Below are 15,077 nucleotides of genomic sequence, written 5' to 3'. Positions count from 1 at the left end.
CCGATACGACAAACGCGCCTACATCTTCCACGGCACCGTCACCCTGGCAGCGCTGGCCATCTGGCTCCGCACCTGATCTAAGAAACAGCTCCTAGGGGTGAGAGACCGGCGTCACCGAGGCGACGCCACGCGCTTCACCCGACGAGGCCGTCCAGAGCACTTCACTCACGCTCTGTCTTCGCCGAGGGCCGGAAGTTTCTCCATGAAGGAGACGGCTCGGCGAAGGAGCGGAATGGTGACCGACCCGCCTCCTACAAGGGCGATCTGCAGCGCCTCAAGCACCTGTTCACGAGCGACCCGCTCTTCGTCACATCGTTCGAGGTGGTAGTAGACGCATTCCTCGCAGTCCTTCATCACGGACACCACGAGGCCGAGCAGTTCCTTGACCGAGACGGGCAGGGAGCCGGGCGCGTACGCTGCTCCGTCCAACGAAAAGAAGGATTCAAACAGCGGCCCGCTGCTGCGCAGGCGCTCATTTCCGTCGGCTCTGGCCATGCGGAAAGCTTCTGGAGAAGGCGTCACAGTCAGATGCTCGCGAGAAGGACAAGTGGTGTCGGCCTGAGGACCTGTGGAACTAGACATGTGGGCATTCTGCTCTGCCGATCAGGTTCACCACCAACGATGATTTCTGTAGGGGCTATCAGGGATGCTTATGCTCGACGACGAGTTTCAGGAGGGACGATGGGAACCCAGCGGGTGCCCACCGTGACCCCCGTACTCAGTTCGTCCGATCTGGACTTCTTCGATGGCGAACGGCAGTCGCGGAATCGGACCGTGCTCCTGCACCAGAAGTGTGGAGCGCTAAGGCGCCACGGTAGACGTCAAGGTCCTGAAGCCAGCGCTCGCGTGCTTCAGGGGTCCGCCACGAGTCGTACAGATCGTTGTCGTCGGGACGCATTGCTATGTCCAGGACGGATGAGGCGAGCCGGCGAAGGGTGGCGTCGGCGAGGAACGGATTTCGTTTCAGCCACTCAACGGCCCATTCCTCGTCCGGCGTAAGCCCGGCGACCCGACAGGCAACGAGGCAGGCAGCGGCCACCGGGCCTTCGACATCCCCGAGGTAGAGGTGGGCCTCTGCATCGAGACCGCTCATGAGCCCGTGAAGCGCAGTGGCCATATCGTCGGCTTCCTCCAGGTCATGGAGGTCGTCGTAGGCTTCGTCGCTCTCGAATGGTCCGGTGTCCCAAGGCGGAACTTCCACGTTGACCCTCTCCTTCTGTAAACGTGCAGACTCGTCCGAGGCTAAGAGCTATCACGATCATTCAACCTTCGCTTCGACAGAGCAGCGCGTGGGTTTCTGCTCAGGTCTGCGGGTTCTGGCGGGCTCGTTCCTGGTCGGCCAGGAATTTGTCGAGCAGGTCGAAGAGAACGCCGGTGACGTGGGTCTCCTCTTCCGGAGTCAGGTCCGCTCTGAATCCGGTCTCGCCGAGGGCGATCTGTTGGATCTGGGCCTCCCAGACGAGATTGGTGCCGACGTGATCGCGGGCCATCAGCCATTCGCGCCAGCCGTCGAGCCCGGGCCCACCATGTCGGCGAGCAGCCTGGTCGTAGCCGATCAGGAATGCCGTCACGCCCTTCAGCGAGGGGCGGCCGATGAACATGCCGGTGCGTTTGGCGAAGTGGCTGAAGTACTCGCGCTCGCTCATGTCGATCAGTTCAGTCATCCTCGTATCCTCTCCGGCGAACTCCGGATGTAGTTCCAGTGGTCGCTTTCCGAAGTGGATGTCCGAAGTCGATTGCACGGAATAGCGTCCTCTGGGACGGTGGTCAGCGCTTGAGTGCCCGGTATCGCTTGAGTAGCGCCGTGATTTTCTCGGGGTTCGCGTCGCCGTTCAGCTCGGCCAGCAGGTCGTCGGGGCAGAGCTCATAGAGATCCCCCCACCACTGCTGTGCCTTGTTGTTCCAGATCCGGTAACCGCCGGGCACGCCTTTGGCCACGTATCTCCTTCTGCTCACCAGGTCCTCCGGGCGCGAGTGGCGGTCGTCGGAGAGGCGTTGATGTAGCGGTGCGGCGGGGTTTTGGGGATGCCGGTCTTGGCCGAGATGGTACCCAGGGAGCGGCCTTCGGCTTTGCGGAGCCGGGCGTACTCGATCTTGTCTTCGGGGTGGGTGACGGGTCGGCCAACCTGGCGGCCGGCGGCCTCGGCGACGGTGCGGGCGTGAGCGGCGCGCTCGGCGGTGAAGGTGCGTTCCATCTCGGCGAACGGCGCGAGCAGGAGAAGGGCGATCCGGGCCATGCCCTCGTCGGTGGTGTTGATCGGGAGTGGGTCGACCAGGGAGCGGATGCTGACGCCGCGCTCGGACAAGTCGTGCACGAGGTCGAGGACTTTCCGGCGGTGTCTACTTTCGAGGACACCGGGCGGTAGCGCGTCGCGCCGTTCCAGTTCCAATCAGGAAGATCCGAAGTCCTGTGCGAACACCCACATAACACCAGGTCGGATGTGAGCCCGCCTACGGGCATCGACCATGGCTGTCAGCTTCCGAAGTCGCGTGACTTCGAGGCGCTCAGGTAGACGGCGGTACCTCGCTGGTCGAGGGCAGCAGGTCGTGGCGGCCGAGACGGCGGGCGTCAGGCAGGGCTCGGTGAAGAGCCACCGCATCTGCTTCGGAGAAAGTTTCAATGAACGCGGCCAACGCCGGCGGCACTGTTTCACTGCCCGCACGCTAGGAATTCCTCCGTGGACATGTCGATGCCGACGGCGAATGCTTGCAGCGTCGTCGCCACACAGGCCCAGGAGGGATGACATGTACCAGTTCAGATTGCCGACTGAAAATCAGGCGATGAAGACAGACGACTGGGGCGATGTCTTCATCCCTGAGCTGATGGCCGAGTCGGAGTTCGTGCAGCGCGCAGATGCCGCATTCACGGCTCCGCCCGGCACCGCCAATCTTCTGGGGGGAGGATGGGTACGCTTCCTGAACCTCAACGGCGTAGAACTCAACATGTTCTTCGTCGTTCCGGAGAACGGTCCGCCCGGCTACAACCCCGTCAACGGCCCCTCGCTCAACGTGGACGGCTTCTGGTACCGCTACATCCCCACCCACTGGTACAAGATCCCCGACGGGGCCTTGGTCTGGGTGTACAAGGACGCTCAGGGGTATCTGCAACTCCTGGTCAGGACGTACATCCCCCTGCACTATCCCGAATGGGTGCTGCCGATAGGGGGCAACAGGCCCACCGTCCCATACCCCTGGTGACGGCGGAGGATCTACAACAGCTTTTCGACGAGCAGCGCGTACGGCTGCGCCGTCTCGGTGCAGCCCTGGGGCCGGATAGCTTCGATGCCCCCAAAGCGACCGTCACCGCTGCCGCCCGCCGGTCGGATCCTCGATCCATCACCAATTCCCCACCAAGCAGGATCTGGTGGTGGCGGTCGTGGACCATGCCACCCGGCAGTTCTGGTCGACCACCCCGCCGGACGGCGGCCCTGTGGAGCGCCTGCGGCAGCACCTGGCCACGCTCCGCCAGAAGGTCATCGACCAGCCCGAGCTCCACATCGTCCTGCGCGAGCTGGATCTGCGGGCCCGGCGCGACCCCCAGCTGCAGGAGATCATCGCCAGCCGGGAGGAGGGCTGGCGCGACTCACTGCGCGCTCTGCTGGCCGATGCCGCCGCCACCGGCGCGCTGGCCCCAGCCGTCGATCCGGCAACGGGAGCGGAGTTGATCATCGCCACCGTCAAGGGAGCAAGCCTGGCCTCCAGCCGCGCCGGCGACGTCCTCGAACTTCTCGACCGACTGCTGATCCGCCCCTGACCCCCGTCGGCCCCAGCAGAAGGAACATTCCATGTCCGCATGTCCACTCCGGGTCGTCATCGTCGGCGGCGGCATCGGCGGCCTGTGCCTGGCCCAGGGCCTGCACGCCGCCGGGATCGACGTCACGGTTTACGAACGCGACGCCGCGCCCGATGCCCGGGTACAGGGATACCGGCTCAACATCGAACCGGTCGGCAGCCGGGCGCTTCACGACTGCCTTCCCGCGCCCCTCTGGCACATCCTGGTGGCCACCGCCGGTGATCCTGGCTCCGGGATGGGGGTGTTCACCGAGCGGATTCGGCTGCTGATGCGAGAGGACACCCCGCCCGCGGAGCGCGACCCGGCCGAACAGACGCACGCGGTCAGCCGGATCACGTTACGACGGCTGCTGCTCGCCGGCCTGGATGACATCGTCCACTTCGGCAAGGAGTTCACCGGCTACCGGCACAACGCCTACGGCACCGTCACCGCCCTTTTCGCCGACGACACCACGGCCATCGGCGACCTGCTGGTCGGCGCGGATGGGGCCAACTCGCGCGTACGCCGGCAACTGCTGCCGCACGCGCGACGCTCCCCCGCACCCGGCGTCGGGATCGGCGGCAAACTCCCGCTCGGCGAAGGGGCGGCGTGGCTGCCCGAGGAGGTGATCAGCGGTAAGCGCCTTGGCCGACCACGAACGTGACCTTGCTGGGCGATGCCACTCCATGCCACCGGTCGGCGGGCTCGGCGGCAACGCCGCGCTGGACGACGCCAACGCGCTGCGCCGCGCGTTGATCGCGGTCGGCCGGGGTGAGGACGACCTGCTGCCCGCCATCGCCGGGTACGAGCGCACGATGTTGGAGAACGGCTTCGCCGCCGTACGAGCCGCGACCACGTACCTGCGCCTGGCCACCCTGCGCAGCCGCGCGGTCCGGACCATCGCAAGGACGTTCTTCCGGCTGTGCGGCCTGCTCCCCCACTGCGCCGCGCGATCTTCTCGGACTGACCTCAACGCCCGATCCCGGCCGCGGAAGTGTCGCCGCGCCGCATCGGGTCGCCACGCAGCGACAGGTAACGGCGCTCGGCCAGCCACCGGATCGCGGCGAGCTCGCCGAGCATCTGCCGCGGGGCGGTGGCGCTGCCTGGCTCGCGTACGGCGATCGCCTCCCGCGGGGTGATCTTCCCCCACACCCAGGGGATGTGGCGGGCCACCTCGCCATCGGCGAAGTTGTAGAGGACCGCGTGCACCACCTCGGCCGGTGCCGTCCCCAGCGGCGCGGCCCGGCCCGCGAAGTACCCGTCCCAGTAGGTGCGCATGCCGACGGCCAGGAACGCCGCGTTGGGCACCTCGGAGAAGGTGACGGTGGCGATCGGCTCGACGAGCTCGAACATGCGGTGGATCTTGACCTGTGGGTGCGGCATGGTCGGATCTCCTGCGATCGTGGCTGCGCCCCGGATGGGCGGCCTCTCATCCTGGCTACGAACGATGTCGCCTGGATACGACAAAACTCCGGCGCGGCGACGGGGTGGTCGTGGGCAGGCCGTTGGCCACGGGATAGATGCTGCGCTGCAGCGGCAACGGATGCCTCCCTTGGCGACCGGCCTGCCGTACCACCTGCACCATGCCCACCACCGGGCACAGCGCATGCTCAGCCGAACAGCCGCATCCGTGCCATCCCACCGGGGAGGGACGCTTCACGGGTTCGTTTCAGCAGCTCGGGAGTGTGCAGCTCGGGCACGCCTCCGGTGGACGTTCATCGAGCGACCACTCATGCAACCAGCCTCCGGCCCCCCTTACATAAAGCAGATCTAAAGCGCGTGTCATTACCATCTCCGTCGTGATCAAGAAGGCCGCAGCCCACCCCGGGCCCGGTGGCCAGGAGTTGGTCGGCGGACAGCACGATGAGTCCTGCACAGTGCCTTCGCGAGGCACCCGGGCCTCATGAGTCACGCACCCACAACCCTCGGCACTGATGCAGGCGGAAAGGTAGAGATGGCAGACCCCAACGTCCTAGAAGCGCAAAAGTGGGTGAACGCCACCTACCTCGGGAAGGCCCCCGGCTACATCCGATGTATCGAGGACGGCCGCACCGGCTGGGGCGTCGTGTTATCCCTCACTCAGGCACTTCAGCATGAACTGGGCATCTCCCCGACGGTGCAGAACTTCGGGCCCGGCACCTTCGCCAAGGTGGCGAGCGGCATCAAGCCGGATCTGACCCAGCAGACGAACACGAACATCCTGCGCATCTACAACTACGCGTTGTGGTGCAAGGGGTACTACGGCTCTTCGAACGCGGGCACCTGGGACCACCGCGCCAAGCTCTCCATGGGCGAACTCCTCGGGGACATGGGCCTGCCCGACACCCAGAACCCGATCGAGCCTCGCATGTGGGCGCACGTCACCAAAGCGCTCCTGCGGATGGACCAGTTCCGGCTCATACCCGGCGGCGACGGCGTCATCCGAGAGTTCCAGCAAACCCTCAACCGTGACTATGTACGGCTGGGCGTGGTACCGGCGATGGGCCTGTCGCCCTGCGACGGCAACTATGACCGCGTCACCCAGCAGTGCCTGATGATGGCCATCCAATACCGCCTCGGCCTCAACCCCGCCGACATCACCGGCTACTTCGGCGACGGCACCACGCGGGAACTGAAAAAGCACACCCTCACCACCGACAGTGCCGCCTCCGAGCTCACCTACCTGCTGCACGCGGCCTGCTACTTCAACTCTCCCGCCTACAAGGGCGCACCGTACGGGTCCGGCGGCGAGACGTTCGATTTTCCCTGGGACACGATCCGCCGTGTCGGCAACGGCCGCAAATTCACCGCCGACACCGCAGCGTGGCTCCGGCACTACCAGGAGTTCATGCTGCTGGCCACCAGTGGCAATGCCACCTTCGACACCTGGGCGCAGTTGCTGATCTCCCGGGGGGACCAGTATCGGGCCGCCACCGGCTCCGACACCTCCGTCACCATCACCCCCGAGCGAGCCAAAGCCCTGGTCGCCAAGGGCTACAAGGTCGTCGGCCGATACCTCGATGAGCATCTGCCGCCCGACGACCCCTACTACATCGGCAAGGCCCTGGTTCCCGGCGAACCCAAAACCATCATCGACGCCGGGCTGCGACTCATGCCGATCTTCCAGTACAACGGCTCGGTACCCGAGAACTTCACCTTCCAGAAGGGCTACGACCAGGCCGGCAAGGCGCACGACAAGATGGTTGAGCACCACATGCTCCAGGGCGCGTGCATCTACTTCGCCGTCGACTACGACGCCCAGGACCATGAGATCAGCCAGTTCGTCATCCCCTACTTCAACGGCGTCCGCAAGGCCCTCGCCGACAAGGGCGGCTGGTATTGGTTCGGGGTGTACGGCACGCGCAACGTGTGCACGCGGGTGTCGGAGGCGACCGGGGCCAGGTGGTCGTTCGTGTCCGGCATGTCGTTCGAATTCTCCGGCAACCTGGGATTCCCGATGCCGCAGAACTGGTCGTTCAGCCAGATATACGAGTTCAACCCCGCCAACGGGACCGGGTTCATCGACGGGAACATCACACCGATCGGGCTCGACAAGAACGTGTGGCGTGGCGACGGCTACGACCCGGCCGTCAAGTCCCTGCACCTCAAGGATGACCAGTACGCGGAGATCACCGCGTTCATGGGGTATGTCAAAGCCTTGGAGAACGCGTTCGCCCGCTACCGCCGCGACAACGGCGAATCATTGGCGATCGCCGACCAGCGCCAGGATCTGTGCCTGTTCTTCCGGCAGTACAAGTACATTGATCTTCACTGGAATGAACTACTCGGCGCCCCAGACGCCGAACGCAACAACTATGCCGCCGGCCAGGCCGGGGCCCTCACCGAGAACAACGCCTGGCCGAGGGATCCGATCCTGGGCATCACCCTGGACATGCAGCATTGCATCTCCAATGTGCAGGGCTACTTGAAGTCCACCAGCGGCGGCGACGAGGTCCGGATGGGGGACGCCACCGGCTGGTTCGGTGACGCGATCACCCTGTACGTCGAATGGCGCAACACCTACCGGCATCTGTCCGGGGCGGAGATGGTGAACCGCTACCTGGCCAGCACCACCCACTCCAGCGCGTGGGCACTGGACGACTACCTTTCCGACGCCGACGCCCTCAGCCTGAGTCAGCTACTCCTCGGCAACCCGGACTTGCTGTTCTCCGACGTCCTCACCCACTACTACTCCCCCACCAATCCGAGCGTCCACGCCCGCCACCGCTACCGCAACTTCTTCAAGGGCCGGTTCCAGAGCGACCAGGGCACGGCACGCTCCCGCATCACCGGTCAGATGCTGGGCGAGGACATGCTCGGCAACGCCATCGTCTACGCCCTGGCCAGGGAACTGATCCTCAAGGGCGAGATGCCCGACGACCTGCCCCTCGCCGAACTCGAAAGCTTCACCCACGCCATCGCCGACCGAATGTACCGCGACGCCACCGAGGAGCCCACGTGACCACCCCCACCCGCCGGAGTGTCCTCATCGGCGGCACCATCGGCGCCGTGGCGGCACTGATCGGGTCAGCACCCACGGCTCTGGCCGCATCAGCATCCGCAAGCGGTGGCGGCGCGGTCGGCCGTACCTGGAACCGCGACACCAGCCGCAACGGATGGCGCATCGACCCGCGAATCGTCCAGCCCTTCTACGTGTCCGGGGCGGCGCGGACGGTCACCCTGCATCCGGCCGCCGCGCAGGTGCTGCTGCACGTGGTGCGCCGCTGGCACTACGAGATCCAGCGGCTCACCGACGGCACCGGAACCACGCTGCACGGGCACACCACCGACCGGACCGTGTACGCCGACTATGAATCCAATCACCTGTCGGGGTCGGCGGTGGCGCTGCATCCGGGGGCGTTCCCAGCAGGCGGCGGAGACGGCCTCTATCCGCATCAGCAGCGCATCGTCGGCGACATTATCGCCGACTGCGATGGCCTGGTCACCTGGGGTGGGGACCTGAAACCCGCCAAGTACGGCCACTTCCACATCAACGTGCCCGCAGCCAGCCCCCGGCTGAAGGAGCTGGCCAAGCGCCTGGGAGACCCTACCGGGGAACGCCCCTACGACCCCGCCGGAGCGCCCGCCGACCCCGCCGACCCGGCACGCCGCCAGCAGGCCGTACGAGCCCGCGGCCTCGCCCGCCGCAACGAGCACTAGACACCCCCACCGGGTAGACCATGGGAATGAAAACCGGCGGCGGGTGCCGTGCTCACCGCAGCATCCGCTCAGGCCGCGGAACCCAAGCCCAACTACTGTCAGCGCGGTCAGGCGCCGACGCAGGTTCTCGATGCGCTCGCGCAGGCCGGGGTTACGGACGGCAGATCACACGACAGCGGACGCCCTGGACGTCCCCGCCCACCACCCGGACGTCCAGGACGTCCCGCCCCTCGTCCTGGACGTCTGCGTCACCCACGCCGCCGGGGCCGTGGCGGGTGCCTGCCACGGACGGGACGGAACTGTGCTCTTCCGGGTAAAAATGATCTTGAATGGTTCTGCCGCACGCGACGGCCGGTGGGTGCCAGGCCGGATGCCGAACTTGGCCGGGAGCGCGGTGAGGAGGTCGTTCAGCGCGTCAGCTTGACGCAGCTTGGTTCGGCGGTCTCGCTCATCGCGCGTCTTGGTCCTTCGCAGCGTTGGCGGAGAAGATCTCGGCGTCCACCTCCATGACGGCGTCGCGCCACCGCCGGTAGGCCTCCTCCTCGCCGATCAGGGCCCACATGCGGACGTACTCGTCCGGGAAGCGCGCAGCATCCATGGCCTCGCCGGTGCTCACGCTCTCGTTGAGGCGCTGACGCACGATCGGGATCAGCGACGGCCCGGTGGTGGCGGCCGTGGGCGGCTCGTGGATCAAGGCCGGGTTGTACGCCACGATCTCCCACCTGGAGCCTTCGGGCAGGGTGATGCTCTCGCGGGCCTCGTCCAGGGTGGCGATCCACTGCGGAGCGTGGTGCTCGGGGATGGGGCCGATGCGGACAGTGTCATATCCCGGCTTGGTGATGACGATCGAGACGGGGACGTCGGCAGCGTTGAGCTCGTCCATGATGGCGACCTTCTGGGTGTGCTCGGTGAGTGTCCGGTCCGAGACCTTAGAGGGCTGACGGCCGGAGCGTGGCGGCGATGTCGGTCTCGATGGCCTCGACGGCGGTGATCACGCCGTAGGCCAGCAGGTGGGTGGTGCAGTGGTCGCTGAGGCGGCGGTCACTGGCACGCCATTCCGCGACGTCCTCGTCGGTGAGGGCGTCGGGGGCCAGGCCGGCCAGGATGGCGATCTTCGCGCCCGCCCGGCCCCCGCCCTCCAGCGGGGCCAGGGCCTGGTCCAGCCACGCGCCGGCGGGCACGCGGCGCCCGCGATGGGTGGTGATCGTGGCGGTCACGACATCCGACGCGGCCGGGGAGAGCAGCGCGGCGCCCTGGCCCGCGATCGCGGTCAGCGCGGCGTAGGCGGCGCCGACCGGGGTGCCCTCGGCCCAGGCGGGCTCCTCCAGCGAGGGCAGGCCGTCGAGCAGTGCCAGGGTGGCGCCCGGCTTCAGGTCGCCGGTGGGCTCGCGCAGAACCGGGGCGTCGTCGAACGCGGGCGGGTCCTCGGGGTCCAGGGTGCCGGGGGTCAGGCCCGCGGGCAGCATCGCCGCGGCCACCCGGTTGATGAAATGAGTGAACAGGACCGTGCCGACCAGTTCGGCGGCGGTCTCGCCGGTGAACGGCGGTTCGCCCGGCTCGCGTACGCCGGTGGAGGAAGCCCAGGCAAGCAGCGCGCCGAGCCGTACATCAGCCGGACCTTCACCACGCTGGACGGCGTCGGCGAGCGCGCCCGCCCCCAGGCGGCGGACCACCACCACAAGCGTCTCGATCTCGTACGGCACGCCGTTGGCCAGCGCCGTGCCCAGGGCGGCGACCGCCTTGTCGAGCATCGGTACCGCGCCGGCCAGTTGCGCCTCGCGCATCAGCGACCACCCGGCCGCCATCAACTCCTCCGACGGCGACAACATCATCACCGCCGGGCCGATGCTGCTGAACTCCCTGTTCACCTGCGCGTACACCTCGGCGACCAGGCCGCGGGCCCGCTCCGGCCGGACAGGGCTGATATGGCGGATGAGGGAAGACATCCCCGACGCTCCTCACGATCGTGCGAGTGGAGCCTCGATCCTCGCCGCCCGGCCCGCGGTGTGTCGTCGCACCGGGGAAGGCATCCGGCGGTGGTAGGGCGGCTACGACGAGGGGCGTAGAAGGACAGCTCTCGCGGTCCACAGCGGGCAGGCTACGTTTCACGCCGGGTGAGCACCAAGGGGACGTCGTCGGTGATGGCGATCGTGTGCTCGGAGTGGGCCGTGCGTGAACCGTCGGCCGAGCGGATGGTCCAGCCGTCGGCGTCGTAGACGATCCGGTCGGTCGTACGCGCGAACCAGGGTTCGAGCGCGAGGGTCAGCCCCGGCCGGAGTATCAGGCCGCGGCCCGCCCGGCCCTTGTTGGGAACGTGGAGCTCCTCGTGCATGGTACGCCCGATGCCGTGGCCGCCGAACTCGGTGTTGACCGGATAGCCGTAGTCGCGCGCCACCGCCCAGACGGCCGCCGAGATGTCACCCAGGCGATTGCCCGGACGTGCCGCCTCGATCGCCGCCTCCAGCGCCTCCTCGGTGGCGCGGATGATCCGCAGGTCCTCCTCGGCGGCGGTGCCGACGATGACGGTACGCGCCGAGTCGGCCACCCAGCCGTCGATGCCGACCGCGAGGTCCGCGCTGAGCACGTCCCCGTCGCGCAGCGTGTAGTCGCGGGGCAGGCCGTGCAGGACGGCGTCGTTGACGGACAGGCAGATGACATTGCGGAACGGGCCGCGCCCGAAGGAGGGCGCGTAGTCCCAATAGCACGAGTCCGCCCCGCGCCGTTTGATCATGTCGCGCACGTGGCGTTCCAGGTCCAGCAGGTTGACGCCCACCTCGGCGAGCCGGCCGATCTCGGAGAGCACCTCGGCCACGAAACGCCCGGCCACCCGCATGCGCTCGATCTCGGCAGGCGTCTTCAGTTCAATCACGGAAACCTCGCGTCAAAGTTGGTATTACTATACCGGCACCCTAACACTTGCCGGTATAGTAATACCAACCCTATGCTGGGGACATGGTCCGCCAACCGCTCACACCTGAGCAGATCGAAGCCGGCCGGCGTCTCGGCACCCTGTTGCGCCGCGCGCGAGCGGGACGCGACCTGGCAGAGGTCGCGGACGTGGCCGGCATCTCGCCGGAAACCCTGCGCAAGATCGAGACCGGACGACTGCCGTCCCCCGGATTCGGCACGATCGTCCGCCTCGGCGAGGCGCTCAATGTGCCGGTTCAGGAGCTGGCGGCCAGCTGGCGCGGCAGCGACGTACCCCTGGAGGCCGTCTCGTAGCCCGTTGACTTTGTCGCAAGGCTTGTCGCACCATGTTGCTACAAAGCTTGCGACAAAGGAGGCGTCGTGACCCGTGACACCGACGAGCTGCGGCTGGCGGGTGAGTGGCTCGCCCGGCACGACCTTGCCGGCGCCCGGCCGACCCCGCTGCTGGCCGGCCGGCTGGCGGCTCGCAGACGCGCCCGCCTGGCCACGTACGTCATCCTGGCCGCGCTGATCATCGTGTGCGCTCTCACCGCCACTTCCAGCTTCGGCGGCCTCCAGCCGTATCGCCCGCTGCTGCTGGTGGCCCTGGCCGTGTCGGTGGCCGGGCTATTGCTGGCGCAGTCGCTGCTCGACCGGTGGGTACGACGCGTCGACCAGCGGGCGGGGGCGACGCTGTCGCGCCGGGCCGCCCATCCGATCCAGCCCGGCTGGCGGACCGTGCTCGGCCGGCCGTTCGCCGTCTTCGTGGTCGCCACGTTCGCCGGCGCGATGGCGCTGGCCGCGAGCGCCCTGACCGTTCCCGGCCCCACCGTGCAGTTGGCCGTCGTCGTGCTGATCGGCCTGCTCGGCGCGACGGCCATCACCGCGATGCAGCTGCGCCACCTGCTCAGGTTCCCGGTCGTGGCGGAGGACGAGGAGTCGCTGACCGCCGACGTCATCATGCGCGTCGAGGACGCCCGCGAGCTCACCACGCCGAGCGTGCAGTGGTCGCTGCCAGTGGTGCTGTTCGGCACCGCGCCCGGCTGGTGGGGCGCCGCCGCGTTCGCGTACATCGTCCTGAGCCTGGCCGCGTGCGTCGCGCTCCATGCCAGGACGGCGTCGTGCGCGACGGTGGCCCGGCAGGTCATGATCGTTCGATGATCGTCATCGACGCGACCTCGCCGGTGCCGCCGTTCGAGCAACTGCGGGTCCAGCTCGCCCGGCAGATCCAGGACCGCACGCTGGCCGTGGGCGCCCGGCTGCCGACCATTCGCCACCTCGCGGCCGACCTCGGCCTGGCCGTCAACACGGTCGGCCGGGCCTACCGGGAACTGGAGGAGGCGGGGCTGATCGAGACCCGCGGACGGGCGGGCTCGTTCGTGTCGGCCGCCGGCGAGGACGGCCGCGAACGCGCCCGCCAAGCCGCCGCCGACTACGCGGCCGTGATCGCCGGCGTCGGCCTCGACGCGGGCGAGGCGCTCCGCATCGTCCAGGCGGCATTGGCCGCGCGCTGACCGCGGTCCTGATGGTTGGAGCGGGTACGGCGAGCGCGGGCCGGCGGCGCCCGGATCATGATCCACAAAACGTCGTTTCGGAATATTCGCGGAATGATCAACGTTGGAGGATGCGGCCGGCCCCGCTCCAGCGCTGATCAGGCGACGATTTCGCACGCGAATCGATATTGCACATCGAGTGGGGCGCCTGCTTTATGGTGGGGTGCGCCGGAGCGAGATCGATTCAGGAGACCTGTTGCTGTACCAAGTGGTCAAGTTCGCTGCCACCCCCCTCGCGAACGTCATGTGCCGCCCGCACATCTCGGGTGGGTCGAACGTCCCCAGGACGGGCGGTGCCATCCTGGCCGCCAACCACCTGTCGATGATCGACTCCTTCCTGCTGCCCGCGCTGCTGCCCCGCCACGTGACCTTCGCCGCCAAGAGCGAGTACTTCTCCGGCAACCCGGTCTCCCAGTGGTTCATGCGGCTCGGCGGCAGCCTGCCCACCGACCGCGACAGCGCCCACGCCGCGCAGGCCATGCTCGATGCCGCCGCCGACCTCCTGGAGCGCGGCGAACTGTTCGGCATCCACCCCGAGGGCACCCGCTCCCCCGACGGCCGCCTGTACCGGGGCAAGATCGGCGTGGCGTGGCTGGCGCTCAAGACGGGCAAGCCGGTGCTGCCGGTGGCGCTGTCCGGCACCGAGAAGGTCATGCCGGTCGGCGCCAAGGTCCCGCGCCCGGCCAAGATCGGGATCACGATCGGGGAGCCGATGCGCTTCGAAGGCGACTACAAGAGCGCCCGCGACCGGCGCCGCGTGACCGACGACATCATGTCCGCCATCCAGCACCTCTCCGGCCAGGAGTACGTCGCCCGCTACGCCGCCAGCCTCAAAGCCGCGTCGTAGACGACCTCACTATCCTCACAACATTCCGTCACGGCGCCAGACCCTTGTCGTGTCCTTCCCTCACGCCGCTCATCCGCTGTGGGATCTTCTCCGTCACGCCGCTCATCCGCTGTGGTGTCGCCTCCGTCACGCCCCCCATCCGTTACGGCAAGCCGCCCCACCCCCACCCGCCGCCGTGCGCGGGCGCCGATCGTGGGGATCGCTTCTCACGTCGGACAAACGCACCGCCGTAACGGCCCACGTGGACCAGCGGCGCTGTGACGACGCGAACGGCCGGGGTGGGATCTCCCGCCCCGGCCGGCCCCCGCATGCTAGGTGTAGTTCTGGACCCGGACGTAGGCCGTGCAGTTGACGGCCGCGACCCGGACGTCGTAGTAACGCGACGGGTCCAGTCCGGTGATCCTGGTGGATCTCGGGACCGGGAACGCCCACCTGCCGCCGAAGTAGCTCTCCCTGTTGGTCGTCCGGTCCGTGTACCAGAACTTCAGGTAGCACGACGCGGAGTTGACCGAGGAGTAGCGCACGTAGAGCCACCCCTCCGGGTTGTGCGGTTCGATGGCGCCGGACTGCGAGCCGGCCTGGTTGACCACGCAGTCGATGATCACGTAGCTGGGGGCGCACCAGCGCCACCCCCAGGGGTCGGCGCTGGCCGGCGCCGGGTTCGCGGTGAACAGGGCCGCGGCCGTCGCGAGCGTCGTCGCGAGCACGACCAGGGTCCGCTTGATGCGTTTGCGCATGTCTCTCCCCGTGCTGTCGAGCAGGTGTGAGCTACCGATCGAGGCCAGCGAAAGGGATCTCCGGGGCGAGCGGCAACGGGCCACGAATTCTCCGCACAAGGCCGCACATAAGGCCCGGCGCT

At 67.8% G+C, this 15,077-nt stretch carries 20 protein-coding genes and 1 pseudogene; 10 read left to right on the top strand and 11 right to left on the bottom strand.

What is annotated here, in order from left to right; all coding sequences use genetic code 11:
- Positions 1 to 165: 165 nt before the first annotated feature.
- From ACFWYW_RS52765 to ACFWYW_RS52745, 5 genes are all read right to left on the bottom strand, one after another.
- Positions 166 to 495: a carboxymuconolactone decarboxylase family protein gene (locus ACFWYW_RS52765; RefSeq protein WP_379624342.1), complete on the bottom strand. Its 330-nt coding sequence runs from the start codon at positions 493 to 495 to the stop codon at positions 166 to 168.
- Between the two features lie 223 nt (positions 496 to 718).
- Complete coding sequence (locus tag ACFWYW_RS52760; RefSeq protein WP_379624340.1) at positions 719 to 1,201, bottom strand: DUF4259 domain-containing protein; 483 nt, start codon at positions 1,199 to 1,201, stop codon at positions 719 to 721.
- Between the two features lie 100 nt (positions 1,202 to 1,301).
- On the bottom strand, positions 1,302 to 1,664 hold the full coding sequence (locus ACFWYW_RS52755; RefSeq protein WP_379624338.1) for a hypothetical protein: 363 nt from the start codon (positions 1,662 to 1,664) through the stop codon (positions 1,302 to 1,304).
- Between the two features lie 103 nt (positions 1,665 to 1,767).
- The gene (locus tag ACFWYW_RS52750; RefSeq protein ID WP_379624336.1) at positions 1,768 to 1,956 is read right to left on the bottom strand and encodes a hypothetical protein; all 189 of its coding nucleotides are present in this window, start codon (positions 1,954 to 1,956) and stop codon (positions 1,768 to 1,770) included.
- Positions 1,953 to 2,390 (bottom strand): recombinase family protein, encoded by a 438-nt coding sequence (locus ACFWYW_RS52745; protein ID WP_379624334.1) that lies wholly within the window; start codon positions 2,388 to 2,390, stop codon positions 1,953 to 1,955. Before ACFWYW_RS52745 ends, ACFWYW_RS52750 begins: the two co-directional genes overlap by 4 nt.
- A 391-nt stretch (positions 2,391 to 2,781) precedes the next feature.
- On the opposite strand from ACFWYW_RS52745, the gene ACFWYW_RS52740 reads away from it, so the two are divergent.
- From ACFWYW_RS52740 to ACFWYW_RS52725, 4 genes and pseudogenes are all read left to right on the top strand, one after another.
- Positions 2,782 to 3,198, top strand: coding sequence for a hypothetical protein (locus ACFWYW_RS52740; RefSeq protein WP_379624332.1), 417 nt, complete (start codon positions 2,782 to 2,784; stop codon positions 3,196 to 3,198).
- A gap of 166 nt (positions 3,199 to 3,364) precedes the next feature.
- Complete coding sequence (locus ACFWYW_RS52735; RefSeq protein ID WP_379624329.1) at positions 3,365 to 3,754, top strand: TetR family transcriptional regulator C-terminal domain-containing protein; 390 nt, start codon at positions 3,365 to 3,367, stop codon at positions 3,752 to 3,754.
- Positions 3,755 to 3,785: 31 nt separating this feature from the next.
- On the top strand, positions 3,786 to 4,436 hold the full coding sequence (locus ACFWYW_RS52730) for an FAD-dependent oxidoreductase (RefSeq protein WP_379624327.1): 651 nt from the start codon (positions 3,786 to 3,788) through the stop codon (positions 4,434 to 4,436).
- Between the two features lie 22 nt (positions 4,437 to 4,458).
- Positions 4,459 to 4,536 (top strand): annotated as a pseudogene (locus ACFWYW_RS52725) (hypothetical protein); the annotation flags it as partial.
- A 205-nt stretch (positions 4,537 to 4,741) separates the two neighbouring features.
- Here the strand turns inward: ACFWYW_RS52725 and ACFWYW_RS52720 are convergent.
- Positions 4,742 to 5,155 carry a hypothetical protein gene (locus ACFWYW_RS52720; RefSeq protein WP_379624325.1) on the bottom strand — a complete coding sequence of 138 codons (414 nt, stop codon included), beginning with the start codon at positions 5,153 to 5,155 and terminating at the stop codon, positions 4,742 to 4,744.
- 607 nt (positions 5,156 to 5,762) lie between these two features.
- Here ACFWYW_RS52720 and ACFWYW_RS52715 point away from each other — a divergent pair.
- Positions 5,763 to 8,213, top strand: a complete 2,451-nt coding sequence (locus ACFWYW_RS52715) for a glycoside hydrolase domain-containing protein (protein ID WP_379624323.1) — start codon at positions 5,763 to 5,765, stop codon at positions 8,211 to 8,213.
- Positions 8,210 to 8,911: a hypothetical protein gene (locus ACFWYW_RS52710; protein ID WP_379624321.1), complete on the top strand. Its 702-nt coding sequence runs from the start codon at positions 8,210 to 8,212 to the stop codon at positions 8,909 to 8,911. Before ACFWYW_RS52715 ends, ACFWYW_RS52710 begins: the two co-directional genes overlap by 4 nt.
- A 151-nt stretch (positions 8,912 to 9,062) precedes the next feature.
- Here ACFWYW_RS52710 and ACFWYW_RS52705 read toward each other — a convergent pair whose 3' ends face one another.
- From ACFWYW_RS52705 to map, 4 genes are all read right to left on the bottom strand, one after another.
- Complete coding sequence (locus ACFWYW_RS52705) at positions 9,063 to 9,197, bottom strand: hypothetical protein (protein ID WP_379624319.1); 135 nt, start codon at positions 9,195 to 9,197, stop codon at positions 9,063 to 9,065.
- Positions 9,198 to 9,359: 162 nt separating this feature from the next.
- Positions 9,360 to 9,794: a hypothetical protein gene (locus tag ACFWYW_RS52700; RefSeq protein ID WP_379624317.1), complete on the bottom strand. Its 435-nt coding sequence runs from the start codon at positions 9,792 to 9,794 to the stop codon at positions 9,360 to 9,362.
- A gap of 46 nt (positions 9,795 to 9,840) precedes the next feature.
- Positions 9,841 to 10,857, bottom strand: a complete 1,017-nt coding sequence (locus ACFWYW_RS52695; protein WP_379624315.1) for a hypothetical protein — start codon at positions 10,855 to 10,857, stop codon at positions 9,841 to 9,843.
- A gap of 152 nt (positions 10,858 to 11,009) precedes the next feature.
- A complete protein-coding gene (map, locus tag ACFWYW_RS52690) occupies positions 11,010 to 11,780 on the bottom strand; it encodes a type I methionyl aminopeptidase (protein WP_379624312.1) in 771 nt (256 codons plus the stop codon).
- 83 nt (positions 11,781 to 11,863) lie between these two features.
- Between map and ACFWYW_RS52685 the strand changes: the two genes are divergently transcribed.
- The 4 genes from ACFWYW_RS52685 to ACFWYW_RS52670 all read left to right on the top strand — a co-directional run bounded on the left by ACFWYW_RS52685 (position 11,864) and on the right by ACFWYW_RS52670 (position 14,218).
- Complete coding sequence (locus tag ACFWYW_RS52685; RefSeq protein ID WP_379624310.1) at positions 11,864 to 12,133, top strand: helix-turn-helix transcriptional regulator; 270 nt, start codon at positions 11,864 to 11,866, stop codon at positions 12,131 to 12,133.
- A gap of 66 nt (positions 12,134 to 12,199) precedes the next feature.
- The gene (locus ACFWYW_RS52680; RefSeq protein WP_379624308.1) at positions 12,200 to 12,979 is read left to right on the top strand and encodes a hypothetical protein; all 780 of its coding nucleotides are present in this window, start codon (positions 12,200 to 12,202) and stop codon (positions 12,977 to 12,979) included.
- Positions 12,976 to 13,332: a GntR family transcriptional regulator gene (locus ACFWYW_RS52675; protein WP_379624306.1), complete on the top strand. Its 357-nt coding sequence runs from the start codon at positions 12,976 to 12,978 to the stop codon at positions 13,330 to 13,332. Before ACFWYW_RS52680 ends, ACFWYW_RS52675 begins: the two co-directional genes overlap by 4 nt.
- A gap of 235 nt (positions 13,333 to 13,567) precedes the next feature.
- On the top strand, positions 13,568 to 14,218 hold the full coding sequence (locus tag ACFWYW_RS52670; protein WP_379624304.1) for a lysophospholipid acyltransferase family protein: 651 nt from the start codon (positions 13,568 to 13,570) through the stop codon (positions 14,216 to 14,218).
- A gap of 311 nt (positions 14,219 to 14,529) precedes the next feature.
- On the opposite strand, the gene ACFWYW_RS52665 is transcribed toward ACFWYW_RS52670, so the two are convergent.
- Positions 14,530 to 14,955: a hypothetical protein gene (locus ACFWYW_RS52665; protein WP_379624302.1), complete on the bottom strand. Its 426-nt coding sequence runs from the start codon at positions 14,953 to 14,955 to the stop codon at positions 14,530 to 14,532.
- Positions 14,956 to 15,077: the final 122 nt, after the last annotated feature.

The sequence above is a fragment of the Nonomuraea sp. NPDC059023 genome (genome assembly GCF_042740095.1).
Classification (GTDB): domain Bacteria; phylum Actinomycetota; class Actinomycetes; order Streptosporangiales; family Streptosporangiaceae; genus Nonomuraea.
This window is presented reverse-complemented; position numbering and strand designations above follow the sequence as displayed.

Coding starts and splice junctions, on each gene's coding strand:
- ACFWYW_RS52695 (WP_379624315.1), bottom strand. CDS start 10,857: ATGTCTTCCCTCATCCGCCATATCAGCCCTGTCCGGCCGGAGCGGGCC.
- ACFWYW_RS52700 (WP_379624317.1), bottom strand. CDS start 9,794: ATGGACGAGCTCAACGCTGCCGACGTCCCCGTCTCGATCGTCATCACC.
- ACFWYW_RS52665 (WP_379624302.1), bottom strand. CDS start 14,955: ATGCGCAAACGCATCAAGCGGACCCTGGTCGTGCTCGCGACGACGCTC.
- ACFWYW_RS52730 (WP_379624327.1), top strand. CDS start 3,786: ATGTCCGCATGTCCACTCCGGGTCGTCATCGTCGGCGGCGGCATCGGC.
- ACFWYW_RS52755 (WP_379624338.1), bottom strand. CDS start 1,664: ATGACTGAACTGATCGACATGAGCGAGCGCGAGTACTTCAGCCACTTC.
- ACFWYW_RS52720 (WP_379624325.1), bottom strand. CDS start 5,155: ATGCCGCACCCACAGGTCAAGATCCACCGCATGTTCGAGCTCGTCGAG.
- ACFWYW_RS52765 (WP_379624342.1), bottom strand. CDS start 495: ATGGCCAGAGCCGACGGAAATGAGCGCCTGCGCAGCAGCGGGCCGCTG.
- ACFWYW_RS52675 (WP_379624306.1), top strand. CDS start 12,976: ATGATCGTCATCGACGCGACCTCGCCGGTGCCGCCGTTCGAGCAACTG.
- ACFWYW_RS52740 (WP_379624332.1), top strand. CDS start 2,782: ATGAAGACAGACGACTGGGGCGATGTCTTCATCCCTGAGCTGATGGCC.
- ACFWYW_RS52685 (WP_379624310.1), top strand. CDS start 11,864: ATGGTCCGCCAACCGCTCACACCTGAGCAGATCGAAGCCGGCCGGCGT.